18 protein-coding genes are annotated in these 20308 nt (G+C 66.9%); 1 reads left to right on the top strand and 17 read right to left on the bottom strand.

From position 1 onward, the window contains the following. Positions 1-34 precede the first annotated feature (34 nt). From AC07OD_RS21415 to AC07OD_RS21400, 4 genes are all read right to left on the bottom strand, one after another. Positions 35-457 carry a BLUF domain-containing protein gene (locus AC07OD_RS21415; protein ID WP_010461918.1) on the bottom strand — a complete coding sequence of 141 codons (423 nt, stop codon included), beginning with the start codon at positions 455-457 and terminating at the stop codon, positions 35-37. A gap of 2 nt (positions 458-459) precedes the next feature. Then, complete coding sequence (folE, locus tag AC07OD_RS21410; protein WP_218293511.1) at positions 460-1188, bottom strand: GTP cyclohydrolase I; 729 nt, start codon at positions 1186-1188, stop codon at positions 460-462. A gap of 206 nt (positions 1189-1394) precedes the next feature. Next, positions 1395-2633: a cardiolipin synthase ClsB gene (gene clsB, locus AC07OD_RS21405; protein WP_218293510.1), complete on the bottom strand. Its 1239-nt coding sequence runs from the start codon at positions 2631-2633 to the stop codon at positions 1395-1397. 73 nt (positions 2634-2706) lie between these two features. Beyond that, positions 2707-3444, bottom strand: a complete 738-nt coding sequence (locus tag AC07OD_RS21400) for an endonuclease/exonuclease/phosphatase family protein (protein WP_218293509.1) — start codon at positions 3442-3444, stop codon at positions 2707-2709. Positions 3445-3563: 119 nt separating this feature from the next. Between AC07OD_RS21400 and AC07OD_RS21395 the strand changes: the two genes are divergently transcribed. Then, positions 3564-5309, top strand: a complete 1746-nt coding sequence (locus AC07OD_RS21395) for a response regulator (RefSeq protein WP_218293508.1) — start codon at positions 3564-3566, stop codon at positions 5307-5309. Positions 5310-5380: 71 nt separating this feature from the next. Here the strand turns inward: AC07OD_RS21395 and nudB are convergent, their stop codons facing one another. The 13 genes from nudB to AC07OD_RS21330 all read right to left on the bottom strand — a co-directional run bounded on the left by nudB (position 5381) and on the right by AC07OD_RS21330 (position 20300). Further along, positions 5381-5851 (bottom strand): dihydroneopterin triphosphate diphosphatase, encoded by a 471-nt coding sequence (gene nudB / locus AC07OD_RS21390; RefSeq protein WP_218293507.1) that lies wholly within the window; start codon positions 5849-5851, stop codon positions 5381-5383. A 10-nt stretch (positions 5852-5861) separates the two neighbouring features. Further along, entirely contained in the window at positions 5862-6680 is an 819-nt protein-coding gene (locus AC07OD_RS21385; RefSeq protein WP_370627873.1) for a CsgG/HfaB family protein, read from the bottom strand. Positions 6681-6816: 136 nt separating this feature from the next. Continuing rightward, positions 6817-8619, bottom strand: coding sequence for an aspartate--tRNA ligase (gene aspS / locus AC07OD_RS21380; RefSeq protein ID WP_218293505.1), 1803 nt, complete (start codon positions 8617-8619; stop codon positions 6817-6819). A gap of 43 nt (positions 8620-8662) precedes the next feature. Continuing rightward, on the bottom strand, positions 8663-9283 hold the full coding sequence (locus AC07OD_RS21375) for a DUF502 domain-containing protein (protein WP_218293504.1): 621 nt from the start codon (positions 9281-9283) through the stop codon (positions 8663-8665). An 8-nt stretch (positions 9284-9291) separates the two neighbouring features. Further along, a complete protein-coding gene (locus AC07OD_RS21370) occupies positions 9292-9636 on the bottom strand; it encodes an FmdB family zinc ribbon protein (protein WP_369641678.1) in 345 nt (114 codons plus the stop codon). A gap of 63 nt (positions 9637-9699) precedes the next feature. After that, complete coding sequence (locus AC07OD_RS21365) at positions 9700-11145, bottom strand: high affinity choline transporter 1 (RefSeq protein WP_218341533.1); 1446 nt, start codon at positions 11143-11145, stop codon at positions 9700-9702. 41 nt (positions 11146-11186) lie between these two features. After that, positions 11187-12770, bottom strand: a complete 1584-nt coding sequence (ubiB, locus tag AC07OD_RS21360; RefSeq protein WP_218293501.1) for a ubiquinone biosynthesis regulatory protein kinase UbiB — start codon at positions 12768-12770, stop codon at positions 11187-11189. Continuing rightward, complete coding sequence (locus AC07OD_RS21355) at positions 12767-13369, bottom strand: hypothetical protein (protein WP_492244441.1); 603 nt, start codon at positions 13367-13369, stop codon at positions 12767-12769. Before AC07OD_RS21355 ends, ubiB begins: the two co-directional genes overlap by 4 nt. A gap of 54 nt (positions 13370-13423) precedes the next feature. Beyond that, positions 13424-14449, bottom strand: a complete 1026-nt coding sequence (locus AC07OD_RS21350; protein ID WP_218293499.1) for a Tim44 domain-containing protein — start codon at positions 14447-14449, stop codon at positions 13424-13426. A 40-nt stretch (positions 14450-14489) separates the two neighbouring features. After that, positions 14490-15221 (bottom strand): bifunctional demethylmenaquinone methyltransferase/2-methoxy-6-polyprenyl-1,4-benzoquinol methylase UbiE, encoded by a 732-nt coding sequence (ubiE, locus tag AC07OD_RS21345; protein ID WP_218293498.1) that lies wholly within the window; start codon positions 15219-15221, stop codon positions 14490-14492. Positions 15222-15402: 181 nt separating this feature from the next. Next, positions 15403-15825: a gamma-butyrobetaine hydroxylase family protein gene (locus AC07OD_RS21340; RefSeq protein ID WP_218293497.1), complete on the bottom strand. Its 423-nt coding sequence runs from the start codon at positions 15823-15825 to the stop codon at positions 15403-15405. 114 nt (positions 15826-15939) lie between these two features. After that, complete coding sequence (locus tag AC07OD_RS21335; RefSeq protein WP_494597958.1) at positions 15940-16359, bottom strand: HIT family protein; 420 nt, start codon at positions 16357-16359, stop codon at positions 15940-15942. Between the two features lie 11 nt (positions 16360-16370). Continuing rightward, positions 16371-20300 carry a DUF3683 domain-containing protein gene (locus tag AC07OD_RS21330; protein WP_494597957.1) on the bottom strand — a complete coding sequence of 1310 codons (3930 nt, stop codon included), beginning with the start codon at positions 20298-20300 and terminating at the stop codon, positions 16371-16373. Positions 20301-20308 lie beyond the last annotated feature (8 nt).

Below are 20308 nucleotides of genomic sequence, written 5' to 3'. Positions count from 1 at the left end.
GGTGTGGCCGCGCAGCAGCAAAACACCCCGCCTTTCAGGCTCTGCCGATGATGGAGGCCGTGGCCATCAGTTCTTCGAGCAGCGCGAACGACACCTTGCCCGACACGGCATAGGGGTCCAGCTCGGGCTTCTCCGAGTACTTGAGCAGGATGGAGTGGTTGATCTTGGACAGGTTCACCTGCCCCATGGTCCAGCCACCGAAGCGGCGTTCGGCGATTTCTTCGTAGTGCAGCAGCTCCACGTTCTTGTGGCGCGGGTCCTTCTGGATGTGGCCGTACAGGTCGCTCACCGCGGAGCGCCCGCCTTCGATGGCCTGAAGGAACACGCCGCCGCCGTAGCACAGCACCCCGGTGATGCCGCAGCCCGGGTTGTGCTGGCGCGACTGCGTCAGGATGGCTTCGATGGCGGCGGGCGAAGTGTCCACCGCGCGGCTGGCATAGAGCAGGCGTACGAGCATGGTCAGTTCCTTCCAGGGATGAGGGACAGAAATTCGCGGCGCAGCGCCGAATCTTTGAGGAACACGCCACGCATCACGGAGTTGATCATCTTGCTGTCCATCTCGCGCACGCCGCGCCAGGACATGCAGAAGTGGCTGGCCTCCATCACGATGGCCAGGCCGTCGGGCTGGGTCTTTTCCATGATGAGGTCGGCCAGCTGCACCACGGCCTCTTCCTGGATCTGCGGGCGGCCCATGACCCAGTCCACCAGGCGCGCGTACTTGGACAGGCCGATCACGTTGGTGTGTTCGTTGGGCATCACGCCGATCCAGATCTTGCCGATCACCGGGCAGAAATGGTGGCTGCAGGCGCTGCGCACGGTGATGGGGCCCACGATCATGAGCTCGTTCAGGTGCTCGGCGTTCGGGAATTCCGTGATGGCCGGCTGCGCCACGTAGCGGCCCTTGAACACCTCGTTGAGGTACATCTTGGCCACGCGGCGCGCGGTGTTGTTGGTGTTGTGGTCGCCTTCGGTGTTGATCACCATGCTGTCGAGCACGCCCTGCATCTTGACCTCGACCTCGTCGAGCAGCTTCTCCAGCTCGCCGGGCTCGATGAACTCGGCGATGTTGTCATTGGCATGAAAACGCTTGCGGGCAGCGGCAAGGCGCTCTCGGATCTTGACGGAGACAGGCGTGCCTTCATCATCCGGCGGGGTGGACGTCATATCGGCGGCGGGTTGGCTGGACATGGCCAGAATCGTAACAGCGATTGACACACCGCAGATTTCAAAGGTTTTTGACCTCCACCGCTTGATGGCAAAGCGCCAGCAGCTATGTTATTCATAGCAATACTTGCCAACGGCGCCGCCCCACGCCAGTGCCACCGTGGAAGCGGCTTTGCCGGGCCGCGGGGTGGCGTCCCCGGGGGGAAAGCGGCGCAGCCGCTCAGGGGGGCTCAATAGCTTTTTCCGGTGATCCACAGCGCCAGCCGCATGAGGCCGAAGGCAATGCGGTCCAGCACGCGCTGGCGCAGCGGGCGGCCCGCGTAGCGCGCCGGGTCCATGCGCCGGCCGGCATGCTGCATCGCATGCACCAGGCGCTGGCGCAGGTCGGTGGCAAAGGCGGCGTCCTCCACCACCACGTTGGCCTCGCGCGCCAGCAGCAGGCTCAAGGGGTCGAGGTTGGACGAGCCCACCGTGGCCCAGGGCCTGTCGCCCATCGCGTCGATCACGGCCACCTTGGCGTGCAGGAAGCTGGGCGCGTATTCGTGGATCTCCACCCCCGCCTCCAGCAGCGCGCCATACACGGGCCGTGCCGCGTGGTACTGCATGAAGTACTCGTAGCGCCCTTGCAGCAGCAGGCGCACCCGCACGCCCCGGCGCGCCGCCATCACCAGCGCGCGGCGCAGCTTGCCGCCGGGCATGAAATAGGCGTTGGCGATGATGACTTCGTGCCGCGCGGCGCCGATGGCGCGGCGGTAGGCCTTTTCGATGCGGCTGCGGTTGCGCACGTTGTCGCGCAGCACCAGCGCGGCGCGCATGGGCGGGCCGGCCTCGGCGGCCTGCAGCGCATGCTTGGCCGCGCTGGCGGCGCGCAAGGCCTGCAGGGCCTCGGGCAGGCGGCGCTGGCGCGCGTCGCGCACCGCCTGCATGCGCCACCACAGCTGGTCCATGGTCTCGCTGGCCGATGCCACCAGGCTGCCCGTGGCCTGCACCGCGAAGTCAAAGCGCGGCGCCTCCAGCGCGCCGTGGTTGGGGTCGTGGAAGTCGTCCAGCACGTTGATGCCGCCGCAAAACAGCATGCAGCCGTCCACCACGCACAGCTTGCGGTGCAGCCGCCGCCACCGGTGTGGCAGCAGCAGGCCCAGGGGGCCGAGCGGCGAATACACGCGGTACTGCACGCCGGCCGCCTGCAGGCGCTGCGCCCAGCCGTGGGGCAAGGCGCCCGTGCCCACGCCATCCACCACCAGCTGCGTGCGCACGCCGCGCTGCGCCGCGCGCATCAGGGCCTCGGCCACGGCGGCGCCCGCGCCGGTGAAGTCGAAGATGTAGGTCTCGAACTGGATGTCCGACAGGGCGGCGTCCATGGCCTGGATCAGCGCGGGAAAAAGCTCCTCGGCCCCTTGCAGCAGGCGCACCTGGTGGTCGTCGGAAAATCCTGCCCCATGGGCCCGCGCGAAAGGCTTTCTTCTCATTTCGGAAGCCCGTCGCCCGGCGGGGGCGTCGCCCCTTCCAGGGAGGAAGGCGCCGCGAACGGCACAACGGGGGTCATAGCCTGAACTCGGCGATCAGCGGGAGGTGGTCGGACATGCGCCACCAGATGCGGCCGCGCGGCACATGCAGCGACAGCGGCGTGAGGCCGCGCACGTACACATGGTCCAGCTGCGCCAGCGGCAGCCGCGCCGGGTAGGTGAAGGTGCGCGGCGCGTCGAACTCGTGCAGCGCAAAGCCGGCCAGCATGCGCTTGACCTGCTGGCCCCAGTCATTGAAGTCCCCGGCCACCACGACGGGCGCGCCGGACGGCACCTCGCGCTCGATGAAGCGCTGCAGGCGTTCGATCTGGCGGATGCGGCTGCCGGGAATGAGCCCCAGATGCACCACGATCACGTGGATGCGCCGCCCGTGGGCATCCACCTCGACATGCAAGAGCCCGCGCTGCTCGAAGCGGTGGTCCGAGATGTCTTCGTGCTGGTGCCCGATCACGGGCCAGCGCGACAGCAGGGCGTTGCCATGTTCTCCGTGTTTGGTGGTGGCGTTGGTGCGGTACACGGCCTCGTAGCCCTCGGGCGCGAGGAACTCGGCCTGGGGCAGTTCGGGCCAGCGCTGAAAATAGGTCGCCTCGCGCCGGTGGAGCTTGCGCACCTCCTGCAGGCAGACGATGTCGGCGTCGAGCTGCTCCACCGCCAGGCCCAGGTTGTGGATCTCCAGGCGGCGCGCGGGCCCGATGCCCTGCACGCCCTTGTGAATGTTGTAGGTGGCCACCCGCAGAATATCGTCGTGTTCCATGTCCTGATTGTGTCGCAAGCCGCGCTGGCTGCGGGTTTGCCCGACGCTGAAAGCCGCGGCGGCGGCTTACACTTGGTTGCACTCCACTCCCCCGCCATGGCGGGCCGGCACACACCCTGATGGCTACCGAGAACGACCCATCCGCCGCGCCTGCGGTGCTGGCGCTGATCGTCGACAGCAATGCCACTTCCCGCAGCATCCTCGTGGGCCAGTTGCGCGAGTACGGCGTGACCCGCATCGTGCAGTGCACCCGGGTGCAGGATGCGCGCAGCCGGCTGGAGCACACGGTGTTCGACTACGTGCTGTGCGAGCAGTATTTCGGCGAATCGGGCTATTCGGGCCAGACCCTGCTGGACGACCTGCGGCGCGCGCAGCTGTTGCCCTTCTCCACCGTGTTCTTCATGGTCACGTCAGAGGCCTCGTACGCCGCCGTGGCCGAGGCCGCCGAGTCCGCGCTCGACGGCTATCTGCTCAAGCCCTTCACGCCCAGCGCGCTCTTCGAGCGCCTGAGCCTGGCGCGCCTGCGCAAGATCCATCTGCGCCCGATCTTCGACGCCATCGAGGCCGAGGATTTCGAGCGTGCCGCGCAGCTGTGCGTGGAGCGCTTCGAATCGCGCCAGCCCTACTGGCTGTATGCCGCGCGCATCGGCTCCGAACTGCTGCTGCGCCTGTCCCGCCACGACGAGGCCCGCACGCTGTTCGAGGCCGTGATCGCCGCCCGCGCCCTGCCCTGGGCCAAGCTCGGGGTGGCACGCGCGCAGATCGAATCCGGGCAGGCGGCGCGGGCCATCACCACGCTGCAGGAGCTGATCGGCGAGGACGCCTCCTTCGCCGACGCCTACGACGTGCTGGGCCGCGCGCAGGTGGAACTGGGCAACTTCTCGCAGGCCATCGAGACCTACCGCACGGCCAGCGGCCTCACGCCGGATTCGGTGGTGCGGCTGCAGAAGCTGGGGATGATGTCGTACTACATGGGCGACCGCGAAACCGCCACCAAGGTGCTGGCACGGGCGGCCGTGCTGGGCATCGACTCCAAGCTGTTCGACTTCCAGTCGCTGGTGCTGCTCACGTTCTCGTACTTCGCCGACAACGACCGCAAGGGCATCGAGCGCTGCATGGCCGACTTTGGCCGCATCCTGGAGCGGCACGAGTCCAGCGCCCGCATCCGGCGTTTCGCGGCGGTGGCGCGCACGCTGCAGCTCATCCAGCAGCGCCAGTTCTCGCAGGCCGTGGAATCCGTGCGCGGCATGGCCGGCGAGATCACCTCCAGCGGCTTCGACTTCGAGGCCGCGTGCAACCTGGGCAGCCTGCTGGCCGTGCTCGCGGTCACCTCGATCGACCTGTCCGAGGGCGAGGGCTGGGTGCGCGCGCTGGGCATGCGCTACGCCAACACACGGGGCTTGACCGAGCTGCTGGCCAACGCCTGCGGCCTGCACGCACCTTACGGGGAGATGGTGCGCGACTGCCTCGTGCAGATCAACAAGACCGCCGAGGCCGCCATGGCACAAAGCCTGGCCGGCGACCCGGCGGGCGCCGTGAACCACCTGCTGCAGCAGGCCGGGCACACGCTCAACTCCAAGCTGGTGGACATGTCCCAGCAGGTGCTGCTGCGCCACCGCGCGCGCATGGCCTCGCCCGAAACTCTGCAGGACGCCATCGACGCGCTGCGCACGCGTGTGGGCACCGCGCCCACGCGGGCGATCCTGGGGCAGGACAGCGAACGCCGGCCCGGCGGCGTGGTGCTGCGCGTACGCGGCGGCGGCGATGAGCCCACCCGCATCCCGTCGCCGCCCCAGGACAGCCTGGCCCCCGACCCCGCCGAGCCTCCCGACCCCGCGGCCGCGCTGCGCCTGCGGCCGGTCTGAAAATCCCGGGAACGCCGCTGGACGGGCGCCCCTCCGGTGCCATCGGCGACGCGCCTGGCGCCCCCCAAGCCTCAGGCCTGCCCGGCGAACCGGGGCAACAGCAGGCAGGCTTCGGCGTTCGACGCGGAAAAACAGGCGTCCGCGGCGGCCTGCCAGGGTAGCCACCGGAACGCATCGTGCTCGCGCGGGCTGAGCACGACCGGGGTGCCTGAAGGCACGCGCAGCCCGAACACACGCTCCCGGTTGCGCACCACGCCGGGCGCGTAGCGGTACAGCCACTGCGGCCAGATGTCGTAGACGTTCTCCAGCGCCCAATCGGTCAGCACGCAGCCGGGCGACCGCGCATCGATGCCGGTTTCCTCCGCCACCTCGCGGCGGGCCGTCTCCTCAAAAGGCTCTTCCAGGCGGTCCTTGCTGCCGGTGACGGACTGCCAGTGCCCCTCGCCGCCCACGCGGCGAATCAGCAGCACCTCCAGCGCCGGGGTGTGGATCACCACCAGCACCGACTCCGGGAGCTTGCAGGGCCGCTGCGCTGCCACCATGGCGCCCTCCTCACCCGCCCCTGGAGCGCGTGGCGGCGGCGGTGGTGGGCACGGGCGGGGGCAATTCCTTGGCCTGCAGCGCACGCACCTGCACCACCAGCTGGTTGTGCGCATCCAGGAACGCCGCGGCGATGACCTTGCCCTCGTTGGTATTGCTCCAGCCCGCCCCCGCCGCGCCACCGAGCTTGCCGAACACGAGCCCGCCCACCCCCAGGTCGGTGGTGCGTGCCGCCCCGGTGGCCGCGGCCACCTGCTCGGTGGTTTCGTTGTCGGACAGCAGCAGGGCCGTCTGCGCCTCCTTGAACTTGACCTGCTCCACCAGACCGGCCAGGCCGGCAATGTCGCGCAGCACCGGAATCATCGCGATCACCCCGGCCAGGCCGCGCCCCGCATCCTGCTCGCTGAAGGTCAGGCTGGGGGTGAGCGTGTACTGCGCCTCATAGCCCTTGCCCTTGGCCACGGTGGAGTTGTTCTTGCGCAGGATGCCGGAGTCCTTCAGGTCCTGCTCCTGGATGGTGCCGCGCAGGCCGGCCGAGCGGTCCACCACCCGAAAGCAGCCGCTTTGCTGCGCCAGCAGCTTGACCAGGGGCACGGGGGATGCCGGCAGGTGGTAGCCCGAACCCACGGTGTAGCCGTTGGGGTTCTCGGCCAGCGCCAGCGTGGCCACGGGTGCTTCGCAGCGGACCAGCTCGCGGGCGGCGTTCTGCGCGCCCTGGGGCCCGGCCGAACCGGTGACCACCGAGCCGCCCTGGCCCAGTTCGGTCTTCTTTTCGCCGCAGCCCGCCAGGGCCAGCAGCAACACCCCTGCCAGCAGGGCCGGGATCGTCATGGAACGCATGGAAGGCTTCCTTTCAACGCTGGGGAACCAGCCAAGAAAAAAGCGGCATGGGGCCGAGGCCCCTGCCGCTTTGTGGTGCGATGCCGCCGGAGTGCATCTGCGGGATCGATCTGGCGGATGCCCCGGATCAGGCCGCCTTGATGGCGTCGGGGTTGCGCAGGCGGATGTGCAGCTCGCGCAGCTGCTTTTCGTCCACCGGCGAAGGCGCCTGCGTGAGCAGATCTTGGGCGCGCTGGGTCTTGGGAAACGCGATCACGTCGCGGATCGACTCGGCGCCGGTCATCAGCGTGATCAGGCGGTCCAGGCCGAAAGCCAGGCCACCGTGCGGAGGCGCGCCGTACTGCAGCGCGTCCAGCAGGTAGCCGAACTTGGCCTGTGCGTCTTCGGGCGTGATCTTGAGGGCATCGAACACCTTCTTTTGCACATCGGCGCGGTGGATACGCACCGAGCCGCCACCCAGCTCCCAGCCGTTGAGCACCATGTCGTAGGCCTTGGCGATGCACTTGCCAGGGTCCGTGTCCATCAGGTCCTCATGGCCATCCTTGGGCGACGTGAAGGGGTGGTGCACTGCGGCCCACCGGTCGTTCTCTTCGTCATGCTCGAACATCGGAAAATCCACCACCCACAGCGGTGCCCAACGGCTTTCGAACAGGCCGTTCTTCTTGCCAAAGTCGCTGTGGCCGACCTTCAGGCGCAGTGCGCCGATGGAGTCGTTGACGATCTTTTCCTTGTCGGCACCGAAGAACAGCAGGTCGCCATCCTGGGCGCCGGTGCGCTTCAAGATCTCGGCGATGGCTGCGTCGTGCAGGTTCTTGACGATGGGGGACTGCAAACCTTCGCGGCCGTTGGCCACCTCGTTGACCTTGATCCAGGCCAGGCCCTTGGCGCCGTAGATCTTCACGAACTCGGTGTAGGCGTCGATCTCGCCGCGCGAGATCTGCGCGCCGCCCGGCACGCGCAGGGCGACCACGCGGCCGCCCTTGGTGGTGGCGGGCGCGGAGAACACCTTGAAGTCCACGTCCTTCATCACTTCGGTCAGCTCGGTGAATTCGAGCTTCACGCGCAGGTCGGGCTTGTCGGAGCCGAAGCGGAAAGCCGCCTCCTGGTAGGTCATGATGGGGAACTCGCCCAGGTCCACGCCCAGCTGGGTCTGGAACACCTCGGCGATCATGCGCTGGAAGATCGCGCGGATCTCTTCCTCGCCCAGGAACGAGGTCTCGCAGTCGATCTGCGTGAACTCGGGCTGGCGGTCGGCGCGCAGGTCTTCGTCGCGGAAGCACTTGGTGATCTGGTAGTAGCGGTCATAGCCGGCCACCATCAGCATCTGCTTGTACAGCTGGGGCGACTGGGGCAGCGCGAAGAACTGGCCATCGTGCACGCGGCTCGGGACCAGGTAATCGCGCGCGCCTTCGGGCGTGCTCTTGCCCAGCATGGGCGTCTCGATGTCGATGAAGCCTTCCTTGTCCAGGAAGTTGCGCACCTGGATGGCCGTCTTGTAGCGCAGCATCATGTTGCGCTGCATGTGCGGGCGGCGCAGGTCCATCACGCGGTGCGTGAGGCGGGTGGTCTCCGACAGGTTCTCGTCGTCCATCTGGAACGGAGGCGTGACCGAGGGGTTGAGCACGTTCAGCTCGTGGCACAGCACTTCGATCTGGCCGCTCTTGAGCTTGTCGTTGGTGGTGCCGTCGGGACGGGGGCGCACCAGCCCCTTGACCTGCACGCAGAACTCGTTGCGCACATCTTCGGCGGTCTTGAACATGTCGGCACGGTCGGGGTCGCACACCACCTGCACGTAGCCTTCGCGGTCGCGCAGGTCGATGAAGATCACGCCGCCATGGTCGCGGCGACGGTTCACCCAGCCCGACAGGGTGACGGTTTGGCCCATCAGGGCTTCGGTCACAAGACCGCAATAGTGGGAACGCATGGCCATGGCAGAAACTTCCGGCGCCCAGGGGGCGCGTTAAGGGGATTATTTACTTGGATGAAACGAGCGTCGGGTCCGCCGGAGCGACCACGCCCATCGAAACAATGTATTTGAGGGCGGCGTCCACGCTCATGTCGAGCTCGACGCAGTCGCTCTTGCGCAGCATCACGAAATACCCGCCCGTGGGGTTGGGCGTGGTGGGCACGTACACGCTCACGAACTCGTCGCGCAGGTAGGCCGCCACCTCGCCGTTGGGCGCCCCGGTGACGAAGGCCACGGTCCAGACGCCCTCGCGCGGCCACTGCACCAGCACGGCCTTGCGAAACGCGTTGCCGCTTTCGGAGAACAGCGTGTCCGACACCTGCTTGACGCTGGAGTAGATGGAGCGCACGACCGGGATGCGGTGCACCAGGGCATCGCCCCACTGCACGAGCTTGCGGCCCGCGAAGTTGCTGGCGATGGCGCCCACCACCAGCAGGATGAGCAGCGTGAGGACCACGCCGAAGCCGGGAATGTGGATTCCCAGCAGCTTGTCGGGGTGCCATGCGCCCGGCAGGATCTGCAGGGTCTGGTCGAGCGTGCTCACGATCCAGTTGAGCACCCACGCCGTGATGACCCCTGGCACGATCACCAGAAGGCCGGTCAACAGCCATTTGCGCAAGGCAGCCATGAAGGTACTCAGTTCGACGAAGGGGTTGTGGAGGTTGAACCGCCGCCAGCGCTTGGTGCAGCTGCGCTGGATGCTTCTTTTTTAGGAGCATCTCCGGTGCTGGCGGGAGCGGGCGCGTCGGACTTCGACTCCGGCTTGGCCTCGGTGGCGGGGGCGGAATTCCCGCCGTTGCCGCCGCGGAAATCCGTCACATACCAGCCGGAGCCCTTGAGCTGGAAACCCGCCGCGGTCACCTGCTTGGAAAAGGCCTGCGCGCCGCAGGCGGGGCAGACCGTCAGGGGCGCGTCGGAGATTTTTTGCAGCACATCCTTGGCATGGCCGCAGGAGCCGCATTTGTAGGCGTAGATAGGCATGTCAGAGTGTTGAGGGAAAGTGCAAAACCCTCAATTATAGGCGGCATGCCCCCGGCCACCGTGTCACTCCGTGCCGACGAGCCTGTGGTGCGCCGCATGGCTGTTGCGGATGGCCTGCGGGCCCAGCGAGCCGATCAGCATGCCCGCCAGCGCGGCCAGCAGCCCTGCCAGCTGGGCGGGGAAGACCGCGCCCGCGGGCGTGGCCAGGAACAGCAGCCAGGTCAGCAAGCCCAGCACGATCGCGAAGATGGCGCCCTGCGTCGTGGCGCGCTTCCAGTACAGGCCAAACACCAGGGGCACGAAGGCCCCCACCAGCGGCACCTGATAGGCGCCGGACACCAGCTCATAGATCGACGTGCCCTGCATGTAGATGGCATACGCCAGCACGAGCGCACTGAACACCAGCGTGGTGACGCGCATGGTGCGCAGGTGCTGCCTGTCCGAGCTGTGCGGGCGGAACTGGCGCCAGATGTTCTCGGTGAACGTGACGCTGGGCGCCAGCAGCGTGGCCGACGCGGTGGATTTGAGGGCCGACAGCAGCGCGCCGAAGAACAGCACCTGCATCACGAAGGGCATCTTGGACAGCACCAGCGTGGGCAGCACCTTCTGCGGGTCGTCCTTGAGCAGCTCGGCCGTCTCGGCGGGCATGATGATCAGCGCGCTGGCCACGAGGAACATGGGCACGAAGGCGAACAGGATGTAGCAGATGCCCCCGATCACCGGGCCGCGCGTGGCGGCCTGGATGTTGTTGGCCGACATCACGCGCTGGAACACGTCCTGCTGCGGAATCGAGCCGAACATCATGGTGACGCCCGCCGCGATGAAGAACACCACGTCATGGAACTTGGGCTCGGGCAGGAAGCGGAACAGCTCGCGGCTGGAGGCGAACTCGATGACCTTGCCGGCACCGCCCGCCATGTTGCCCGCGAACACCGCGATCACGGCCAGCCCCACCACCAGGATGATCATCTGGATGAAGTCGGTCACCGCCACCGACCACATGCCGCCAAACAGCGTGTAGGCCAGGATGGAGACCACGCCGATGGTCATGCCCACGGGGATGCTGATGGCGCCGGCCGACAGCAGGTTGAACACCAGCCCCAGCGCCGTGACCTGGGCAGACACCCAGCCCAGGTAGCTGAGCATGATGATGAGGGAGCAGACGATCTCCACCGTGCGGCCATAGCGCTCGCGGTAGTAGTCGCTGATGGTGAGCAGCGTCATGCGGTAGAGCTTGCCCGCGAAGAACAGGCCCACCAGGATCAGGCAGAAGCCGGCGCCGAAGGGGTCTTCGACCACGTTGCCCAGCCCGCCCTCGATGAATTTGGCCGGGATGCCCAGCACCGTTTCCGAGCCGAACCACGTTGCAAACGTGGTGGTGATGATCATGTACAGCGGCAGATGGCGCCCTGCAATGGCGAAATCCGCGGCATTCTTGACTCGCCGGGCTGCCAGCAGGCCGATGGCGATGGTGATCAACAGATAGACAATGACCAGGGTCAACAGCACGGCATGCTCCTCGATGTCGCGAAGGGGTGGGGAAGGGAAACCTAGAAAATCCGGAAACGCAGAAGCACTTGCAACTGCTGTACCAGCATCAGCGACAGCAGGCCCAGCACGAAGCCCGCGCCCACGTAGATGATGCCCTGCAGCAGGCGGTTGGTGCGCTTTTGCGCGGCCAGCAGTTCCAGCAGCTCGCGCCGATGGTCCTGCGGCTTGTGGCGCAGGTAGTCGTACAGCAGCCGGGGCAGCTCGGGAATCAGCTTGGCGTAATGCGGCGCCTCGGCGCGCAGCTCTCGCAGCACGCGCTGGGGTCCCATCTGCTCGAGCATCCACTTCTCCAGGAAGGGCTTGGCCGTGCTCCACAGGTCCAGCTCAGGGTCGAGCTCGCGGCCCAGGCCTTCGATGTTGAGCAGTGTCTTTTGCAGGAGCACGAGCTGGGGCTGGATTTCCACATGGAACCGGCGCGAGGTCTGGAAGAGCCGCATCAGCACCATGCCCAGCGAGATTTCCTTGAGCGGCCGGTCGAAGTACGGCTCGCACACCGCGCGGATCGCCGATTCCAGATCGTTGACCCGCGTTTCGGGCGGCACCCAGCCGCTTTCGATGTGCAGTTCGGCCACGCGCTTGTAGTCGCGGCGAAAGAACGCCACGAAGTTCTGCGCGAGGTACTCCTTGTCCGATTCGGTGAGGGTGCCCACGATGCCGAAGTCAAGCGAGATGTAGCGCCCGAAGGTCGCCGGGTCCAGGCTCACCTGGATGTTGCCCGGGTGCATGTCGGCGTGGAAGAAGCCGTCGCGGAACACCTGGGTGAAGAAGATCGTGACGCCGTCGCGCGCCAGCTTGGGGATGTCCACCCCGGCATCGCGCAGGCGCTCCGTCTGGCTGATGGGCACGCCGTTCATGCGCTGCATCACCATGACCTCGGGGTGGCAGAAGTCCCAGAACATCTCGGGGATCAGCACCAGGTCCAGCCCCTGCATGTTGCGGCGCAGCTGCGCGGCGTTGGCGGCCTCGCGCACCAGGTCCAGCTCATCGTGCAGGTAGTTGTCGAACTCGGCCACCACCTCGCGGGGCTTCAGGCGCTTGCCATCCGCCGACAGGTTCTCCACCCAGCCGGCCATCATGCGCATGAGGCCCAGGTCTTTCTCGATCACCGGCAGCATGCCGGGGCGAAGCACCTTGACCGCCACCTCGCGCTCGATGCCGTGGCGGTCGCGCAGCGTGGCGAAGTGCACCTGCGCGATCGAGGCGCTGGCCACCGGCACGCGATCGAAGGACGTGAAGACCTCATCCACGGGCCTGCGGAACGCCCGCTCGATGGTGGCGATCGCCACCTCGGGATCGAACGGGGGCACGCGGTCCTGCAGCCGGGCGAGCTCGTCGGCCACGTCGGGCGGCAGCAGGTCGCGCCGGGTCGAAAGCACCTGGCCGAACTTGACGAAGATGGGCCCCAGCCGCTCCAGCGCCAGGCGAAGCCGCTGGCCCCGGGGGGCGTCCAGGTTGCGCCCGAACGACAGGATGCGCGACACCGGCCGCAGCCAGGGCTTCTGGAAGCTGTCGAGCACCAGGCCGTCCAGGCCGTACCGGAACCCCACCCAGAGGATGGCGGCGCCCCGCAGGAATTGCTTCATGCGCCGGCCCGGTCGGAGCCGCTGGCCGGCGCTGCCGGCATGGGGGGCACGGGCACGGCCGCAAAGGACGATGGCGCCACGCGCGCGCCCACGAACTGGCGCAGCGCCTGCGCGGCGCGGCGCGCAACCTGCGCCACCGTGTGCGCCGGGGCATCGCCGATCACGCGTGCGAGGTCTTCCTCGACATCCCAGCGCACATGGTCGACCAGCCAGTTGATCTCGGCGGCCAGCTGCACATCGCCTTCGATGCGGATGGAGGGCTTGTCCCCCCGCAGGGCCGCCTGGGCGAGCGTGAGCGGCGAGCTCTCGGTCACTTCAAGGCGCAGGTCGGGCGCCGCGGTCTCGGGCGCCAGGTTGAACAGGCCGGCGGGCGTGATGACAAGCGCCATCGAATAGGCGCGCCACTGCACGCGGGCGATGCGCCCCTTCTGGCGCACCAGGCGGTCAGTGGCCTCCTTTTCCTGCATCAGGACATGGTTGAGGAACAGCACCATGCGCTGCTGCATCTCGTGCACCAGCCACTGCGGAGGTTGGGGGCCGGCGGCCACACGCTCGAAGAGGCCGTCCAGAAACGAAAAAGGGGACTGTGGTGTTGCCATAGTCCCCGATTATTCCCTGAACTGGGATAGCCCCAAATGGGGGTATCTCCTTTATTACTGCAGGGCCTGCACCCCTGCCACCAGCCAGCCGCTGCTGCCCGCCTTGGGCTTGGTCATGTTCCAGACCTCGCGGAACGGGCTCGGGCCCGCGGAGGGCTCCTCGCGGATCATGCCGGAGAACTCGACGCTGGCCATGTAGCCGTCGCCCAGGTCCTCGATGCCCAGCAGCTGGGCCTCGATCATGACCACGTCCGTGTGGTTGGGCTGCACGCCGCGGTGCGCTTCGCGCTCGGTCAGCTGGGTGCGGATCTCGTCCAGCATGCTGTCCGTCATCATGGAACGCAGCGTGGTGATGTCCGAGCGGTCCCAGGCGGCCTGCAGCGTGACGAAGTTGCGCTTGGCGGCGGACAGGAACCCTTCGGTGTCGAAATCGGCCGGAACGCCCCAGTTCTGCGAGCCCGACAGACCCGAACCGATGACCACACCCGTGCCGGCCCCGCCCTGCGCTGCGCGCGAGGCATCGAACGCCATGCTGCTGCGCTCCCAGGGGCGCGCCGAGGCGTCGTTGCCCACGTTGTTGGGGCTGTACTGCGGAGGCACCTGCGCCGCCGCCGGCGAGGCGGCCCCTGCCCCCTGGAAGGCGAACGGCGCGCCTCCAGCGGCACCACCGCCCTGGCTGGCGCCACTGCGCGCGCGCATCACCATCTTGAAGATGGCGAACGCGGCCAGCGCCAGCAGCGCGATCATCAAAATATTGCCGAACCCTGCGCCCAGGCCCAGCGAACTGGCCAGCCAGGCCAGGCCCAGGCCCGCGGCCAGGCCACCCAGCATCGCGCCCCAGGGCTTCTTCGCAGCCGCGGCGGCGGGTGCCGCGCCCGCCGTGGCCGGCTTGGCGCCTGCCGCATTGGTCGCGTTCTGTGCCGGAGCCCCCGGCGTTGCGGGCGGCGTTGCCGACTCGCGCTGCGTCACATTGCTGGACTGCTTGCCCACCGATTTGCCGCCAGCCAGTCGCCGGGCGTCGGCATCGGCGTGTGCAAACGCCAGCATCGCGACCAACACCACAGACCACAGTTTCATCATGACTTCTCCGTCTCCGTTAATGACCGAGCGAAACGCTCACTCAGCACTTGATTCCAACATGCAAGGCGACGATGCCCCCCGTCATGTTGTGATAGTCCACATGCCCAAAGCCATTTTTCTGCATGAGGCTTTTGAGTTCTTCCTGTCCCGGGTGCATGCGGATGGACTCCGCCAGGTAGCGGTAGCTGGCATCGTCGCCCGCCACCAGCTTGCCCAGCTGGGGCAGCACCTTGAACGAATACCAGTCGTACACTTTTTCCAGCGGCTTGGCCACCTTCGAGAATTCGAGCACCAGCAGCTTGCCGCCGGGCTTGAGCACGCGGCACATCTCGGCGATGGCCTGGTCCTTGTGCGTCATGTTGCGCAGGCCGAAGGCCACGCTCACCACGTCGAAATGCGCATCCGGGAACGGCAGCTTTTCGGCATCGCAGACCAGCGTGGGCAGCACCACGCCCGCATCGATGAGACGGTCGCGACCCACGCGCAGCATGGCTTCGTTGATGTCGGTATGCACCACGCGCCCCGTGGCGCCCACCTTCTTCGAAAATGCCAGCGCGAGATCGCCCGTGCCGCCCGCGATGTCCAGCACCTGGCTGCCCTCGCCGAGGTTGGCCACCATCACGGTGTAGGCCTTCCAGGCGCGGTGCAGGCCGGCCGACATGAGGTCGTTCATCACATCGTATTTGGAGGCGACCGAATCGAACACGCCACGCACGCGGCGCGCCTTTTCCTGCTCGTCGACCGACTGAAAACCAAAATGTGTGGTGCTCATAAGAATCATGCTAGGCGCGCAAGCGCCAGAGGTACAGCGACAACCCCGCACTGAAATGGGGCTTGTGTCGCAATTAGGACAACGCCATCAAAGAGAAAACAGCCGCTACCGCTTGCCTATATTGCGCTGGCAGCTCTTCTTTCAATAGCACATTGGTCAACAAGGGCTTAGGGGCTGCCCTTCAGTGACCGCCACAGGCATGCCCGCCTGCACCACCCTTGGGCGCCATCGGCGCGTCGCGGTCCACGCCCGCCGCGGCCAGGCGCTCGGTGTACTGCGTCCACAGCGCGTCCTGCTTCTGGCCCAGTTCGTAGAGGTAGTCCCAGGTGAAGATGCCGCTGTCGTGGCCGTCCGAGAACGTGGGCTTGACCGCGTAGTTGCCCACGGGCTCCAGGTTGACCAGCGTGACCTCCCGCTTGCCCGTCTGCAGCACTTCCTGGCCCGGGCCATGACCCTGCACTTCGGCCGACGGTGAATACACCCGCATCAGCTCAAACGGAATGCGGAACGTGGCGTCATCGGAGAACCCCACTTCGAGCACCCGTGATGCTTCGTGCACCGTGATTGCCTGCGGCGTGGGCGCGCCCGCTTTCAAACCTGCCATGGATTCACCTGTGAGAGAACTGTTGTCAGAAAAGGCGGTTGTGATTGTCCCACCCGCCGCAGACCCCACCGCCCAGAGGGCCGGCAGACGCACCGACTCCTGACAGAGCGCCAGTCACGCAGTAGCCAGGGTCGCCAGTTGCTGGCGCAAGGCGCTTTCCAGCGCTGGCAGCAGCGCCTGCACGGCAGCCTCTTGCGCCACAGGGCTGGGCCGCTGCGCAGCCGCCCACACGGGTGAGGGAAAGTGACTGTCCCAGTCAAACCGCGCAATCACATGCCAGTGCAGGTGCGGCACCATGTTGCCCAGCGCCGCGATGTTGACCTTGGTGGGCGACAGGTGCTGGCGCAGGGCCCGCTCCACCATCGTCACGGCCTCCATGCAGTGGGCACGTTCGGCAGCAGCCAGGTCAGAGAACTCGGCCACATGCGCATTCCAGACCACGCGGTAAAAGGCAGGAAACCCCGCCTCCTGCGCACGGATGACACGCAGGCGCTCACCGCGCCAGACCAGTGCGCCACCATCTTCAGCGCACAACGGGCAGGCCGTCACACCAGCACCCGCTCGATGCCGCCGTTGTTGGCGCGCTGCACATAGTCCGGCATCCAGTTCTCGCCCAGGATCTCGCGCGCCATCTCGACCACGATGTAGTCGGCTTCGAGCAGCCCGTTGTTCAGGTCGCCTTCGTAGCGGTTCAGGCCCTGCAGGCAGCTGGGGCAGCTGGTGAGGATCTTCACGTTGTCCTGCGCGCCGACGGCGCCGCTGGCACGCAGCTGGGCCTCGCCCTTCTTGATTTCTTCTTCCTTGCGGAAGCGCACCTGCGTGGACACATCCGGGCGCGTCACGCCCAGCGTGCCCGACTCGCCGCAGCAGCGCTCGCTCTTCAAGACCTGCTCGCCCACCAGCGCCTTCACGGTCTTCATCGAGTCCTGCAGCTTCATGGGGTTGTGGCAAGGCTCGTGGTACAGGTAGGCACCCTTGCCCTGCAGCTGGATGCCCTTCTCCAGCAGGTACTCGTGGATGTCGATGATGCGGCTGCCCGGGAAGATCTTGCCGAACTCGTAGCCCTGCAGCTGGTCGTAGCAGGTGCCACAGCTCACCACCACGGTCTTGATGTCGAGGTAGTTGAGCGTGTTGGCCACACGGTGGAAGAGCACCCGGTTGTCGGTGATCATCTTCTCGGCCTTGTCGAACTGGCCGCTGCCGCGCTGCGGGTAGCCGCAGCACAGGTAGCCCGGCGGCAGCACGGTCTGCACGCCCGCATGCCACAGCATGGCCTGCGTGGCCAGGCCGACCTGGCTGAACAAGCGCTCCGAGCCACACCCCGGGAAATAGAACACCGCTTCCGTCTCGGCCGTGGTGGTGGCCGGGTTGCGGATGATGGGCACGTAGTCCTTGTCCTCGATATCGAGCAGTGCGCGCGCCGTCTTCTTGGGCAATCCCCCCGGCAGCTTCTTGTTGATGAAATGGATCACCTGCTCCTTGATCGGAGCCGTGCCCACCGTCGCTGGCGGCTTGGCCGTCTGCCTGCGGCCCACCTTGCGCAGCAGGTCCACGGCCAGGCGCTGGGCCTTGAAGCCCACGTCCACCATGGCCGAACGCATGAACTTGATGGTGTCCGGATTCGTGGCGTTGAGCATGGTCATCGCCAGCGCGTTGCCAGGCCGGAAGGTTTTCTTGCCCATCTTGCGCAGCAGGTTGCGCATGTTCATGGTGACGTCGCCGAAGTCGATCTTCACCGGGCAGGGGCTCTCGCATTTGTGGCACACCGTGCAGTGGTCCGCCACGTCCTCGAACTCCTGCCAGTGCTTGATGCTCACGCCGCGGCGGGTCTGCTCTTCGTACAAAAACGCCTCGACCAGCAGCGAGGTGGCCAGGATCTTGTTGCGCGGGCTGTAGAGCAGGTTGGCGCGCGGCACGTGCGTGGAGCACACGGGCTTGCACTTGCCGCAGCGCAGGCAGTCCTTGACCGAATCGGCGATCGCGCCGATGTCGCTCTGCTGCATGATCAGCGACTCGTGCCCCATGAGGCCGAAGCTGGGCGTGTAGGCATTGGTCAGGTCGGCATGCAAGGCGGCGGGCCTGGAAGCCGGCTTGGAAGCCAGATGGGCCTCCAGCGCTTTCCCCTCCAGCGCAAGCAGCTCCTGATTTCGGAGCAATTTTCCTTTGTTGAAGCGCCCTTCGGGGTCCACCCGCTGCTTGTACTGCGCGAACGGCAGCAGCTCGGCGTCGGTCAGGAACTCCAGCTTGGTGATGCCGATGCCGTGCTCGCCCGAGATCACGCCGTCCAGGCTGCGCGCCAGCACCATGATGCGCTCGACCGCCTCGTGCGCGGTCTGCAGCATTTCATAGTCGTCGCTGTTGACCGGCAGGTTGGTGTGCACGTTGCCGTCGCCGGCGTGCATGTGCAGCGCCACCCAGACTCGGCCCTTGAGCACGCGCTTGTGGATGGCCGTGGCTTCGTCCAGGATGGGCTGGAACGCCGCGCCCGCGAAGATGCCCGACAGCGGCGCGCGCAACTGGGTCTTCCAGCTCGCGCGCAGGGTGTGGTCCTGCAGCTGCGGGAACAGGGGTTCGACATCCTGCAGCCAGCCGGCCCACAGCGCGCGCACCTCGGCCACCAGCGCCAGGGCTTGCGCCACGCGGTCCTCCAGCAGTTCGGCCGAGGGGATTTCGCTCGCGTCGTCGTGCTTGCCCAGCGGCAGGTTGCCGCGCTCGAAGAACTCGGTGAGCGCGTCGCACAGCTTGATCTTGTTGCGCAGGGACAGCTCGATGTTGATGCGCTCGATGCCGTCGGTGTACTCGGCCATGCGCGGCAGCGGGATCACCACGTCTTCGTTGATCTTGAAGGCGTTGGTGTGGCGGCTGATGGCGGCCGTGCGCTTGCGGTCCAGCCAGAATTTCTTGCGCGCCTCGGGGCTGATGGCGATGAAGCCTTCGCCGCTGCGCGAGTTGGCGATGCGCACGACCTCGCTGGTGATGCGCGCCACGTCGTCGGCGTTGTCGCCCGCGATGTCGCCGAACAGCACCATCTTGGGCAGGCCGCCCCCGTGCTTCTTGCTCTTGGTGGCGTAGCCCACCGCTTTCAGGTACCGGTCGTCCAGGTGCTCCAGGCCGGCCAGCAGCACGCCCGAGCGCTTTTGCTCGGCGAACATGAAGTCCTTGATCTCCACGATGCTGGGCACGGCGTCCTTGGCGTTGCCAAAGAACTCCAGGCACACGGTGCGCGTGTGCTCGGGCATGCGGTGCACCACCCAGCGCGCGCTGGTGATCAGGCCGTCGCAGCCTTCCTTCTGGATGCCGGGCAGGCCCGAGAGGAACTTGTCCGTCACGTCCTTGCCCAGGCCTTCCTTGCGGAAGGTGCGGCCCGGGATGGCCAGGCGCTCGGTGCGCACGGGCGTCTTGCCGTCGGCCTCGAAGTACTGCAGCTCGAAGGTGGCCGTCTCCACGTCATGGATCTTGCCCATGTTGTGGTCCAGGCGGGTCACCTCGAGCCACTGGGCGTCGGGCGTGACCATGCGCCAGCTGGCCAGGTTGTCGAGCGCCGTGCCCCACAGCACGGCCTTCTTGCCGCCCGCGTTCATGGCGATGTTGCCACCGATGCAGCTGGCTTCGGCGCTGGTCGGGTCCACGGCAAACACAAAACCCGCACGCTCGGCCGCATCGGCCACGCGCTGAGTGACCACGCCGGCCTCGGTCCACACCGTGCCCACTTCGCGGTCCATGCCCGGCAGGCGGCGCATCTCCACCTCGGTCATGGCTTCGAGCTTTTCGGTGTTGATGACCACGCTTTTCCACGTCAGCGGGATGGCGCCGCCGGTGTAGCCGGTGCCGCCTCCGCGGGGAATGATGGTCAGGCCCAGTTCGATGCAGCCCTTGACCAGGCCTGCCATCTCGGTTTCCGTGTCCGGCGTGAGCACCACGAACGGGTATTCGACGCGCCAGTCGGTCGCGTCGGTCACGTGGCTCACGCGCGAGAGGCCGTCGAACTTGATGTTGTCCTTGGCCGTCAGGCGGCCCAGGGTCTTCTGGATCTGGCGGCGCAGCTGCGCGGCCTGCTCGAAGGTGGCGTTGAATTCGGCCACGGCGCGGCGCGCCGCCACCACCAGCTCGCCGACCAGGCGGTCCCGCCCGGCGTCGTCGTCGGGGGTGCGGCGCTTGTCGATCTCGGCCAGGCGGTGCTGCAGGGCATCGACCAGCAGCTTGCGGCGGTTGGGGTTGTCCAGCAGGTCGTCCTGCAGGTAGGGGTTGCGCTGCACCACCCAGATATCGCCCAGCACTTCGTACAGCATGCGGGCGGAGCGCCCGGTGCGGCGCTCCTTGCGCAATTGGTCCAGCACGTCCCAGGCCGGGGACCCCAGCAGGCGGATCACGATCTCCCGGTCGGAGAACGAGGTGTAGTTATAGGGAATCTCGCGCAGACGCACGGGCTCGGCAGCCTGCATCTGCAAGGCAGCCAACGCAATCGGAACATTCATGGGGGTCT

It is taken from the genome of Acidovorax sp. GW821-FHT10E03 (genome assembly GCF_059415205.1).
This window is presented reverse-complemented; position numbering and strand designations above follow the sequence as displayed.

What these genes read in the sequence shown, in the direction of transcription:
- AC07OD_RS21355 (WP_492244441.1), bottom strand. Translation starts at nt 13,369, where the DNA reads ATGGCAACACCACAGTCCCCTTTTTCGTTTCTGGACGGCCTCTTCGAG.
- AC07OD_RS21395 (WP_218293508.1), top strand. Translation starts at nt 3,564, where the DNA reads ATGGCTACCGAGAACGACCCATCCGCCGCGCCTGCGGTGCTGGCGCTG.
- nudB (WP_218293507.1), bottom strand. Translation starts at nt 5,851, where the DNA reads ATGGTGGCAGCGCAGCGGCCCTGCAAGCTCCCGGAGTCGGTGCTGGTG.
- AC07OD_RS21330 (WP_494597957.1), bottom strand. Translation starts at nt 20,300, where the DNA reads ATGAATGTTCCGATTGCGTTGGCTGCCTTGCAGATGCAGGCTGCCGAG.
- AC07OD_RS21340 (WP_218293497.1), bottom strand. Translation starts at nt 15,825, where the DNA reads ATGGCAGGTTTGAAAGCGGGCGCGCCCACGCCGCAGGCAATCACGGTG.
- AC07OD_RS21400 (WP_218293509.1), bottom strand. Translation starts at nt 3,444, where the DNA reads ATGGAACACGACGATATTCTGCGGGTGGCCACCTACAACATTCACAAG.
- AC07OD_RS21385 (WP_370627873.1), bottom strand. Translation starts at nt 6,680, where the DNA reads ATGACGATCCCGGCCCTGCTGGCAGGGGTGTTGCTGCTGGCCCTGGCG.
- aspS (WP_218293505.1), bottom strand. Translation starts at nt 8,619, where the DNA reads ATGGCCATGCGTTCCCACTATTGCGGTCTTGTGACCGAAGCCCTGATG.
- clsB (WP_218293510.1), bottom strand. Translation starts at nt 2,633, where the DNA reads ATGAGAAGAAAGCCTTTCGCGCGGGCCCATGGGGCAGGATTTTCCGAC.
- AC07OD_RS21375 (WP_218293504.1), bottom strand. Translation starts at nt 9,283, where the DNA reads ATGGCTGCCTTGCGCAAATGGCTGTTGACCGGCCTTCTGGTGATCGTG.
- ubiB (WP_218293501.1), bottom strand. Translation starts at nt 12,770, where the DNA reads ATGAAGCAATTCCTGCGGGGCGCCGCCATCCTCTGGGTGGGGTTCCGG.
- AC07OD_RS21370 (WP_369641678.1), bottom strand. Translation starts at nt 9,636, where the DNA reads ATGCCTATCTACGCCTACAAATGCGGCTCCTGCGGCCATGCCAAGGAT.
- AC07OD_RS21415 (WP_010461918.1), bottom strand. Translation starts at nt 457, where the DNA reads ATGCTCGTACGCCTGCTCTATGCCAGCCGCGCGGTGGACACTTCGCCC.
- ubiE (WP_218293498.1), bottom strand. Translation starts at nt 15,221, where the DNA reads ATGAGCACCACACATTTTGGTTTTCAGTCGGTCGACGAGCAGGAAAAG.
- folE (WP_218293511.1), bottom strand. Translation starts at nt 1,188, where the DNA reads ATGTCCAGCCAACCCGCCGCCGATATGACGTCCACCCCGCCGGATGAT.
- AC07OD_RS21350 (WP_218293499.1), bottom strand. Translation starts at nt 14,449, where the DNA reads ATGATGAAACTGTGGTCTGTGGTGTTGGTCGCGATGCTGGCGTTTGCA.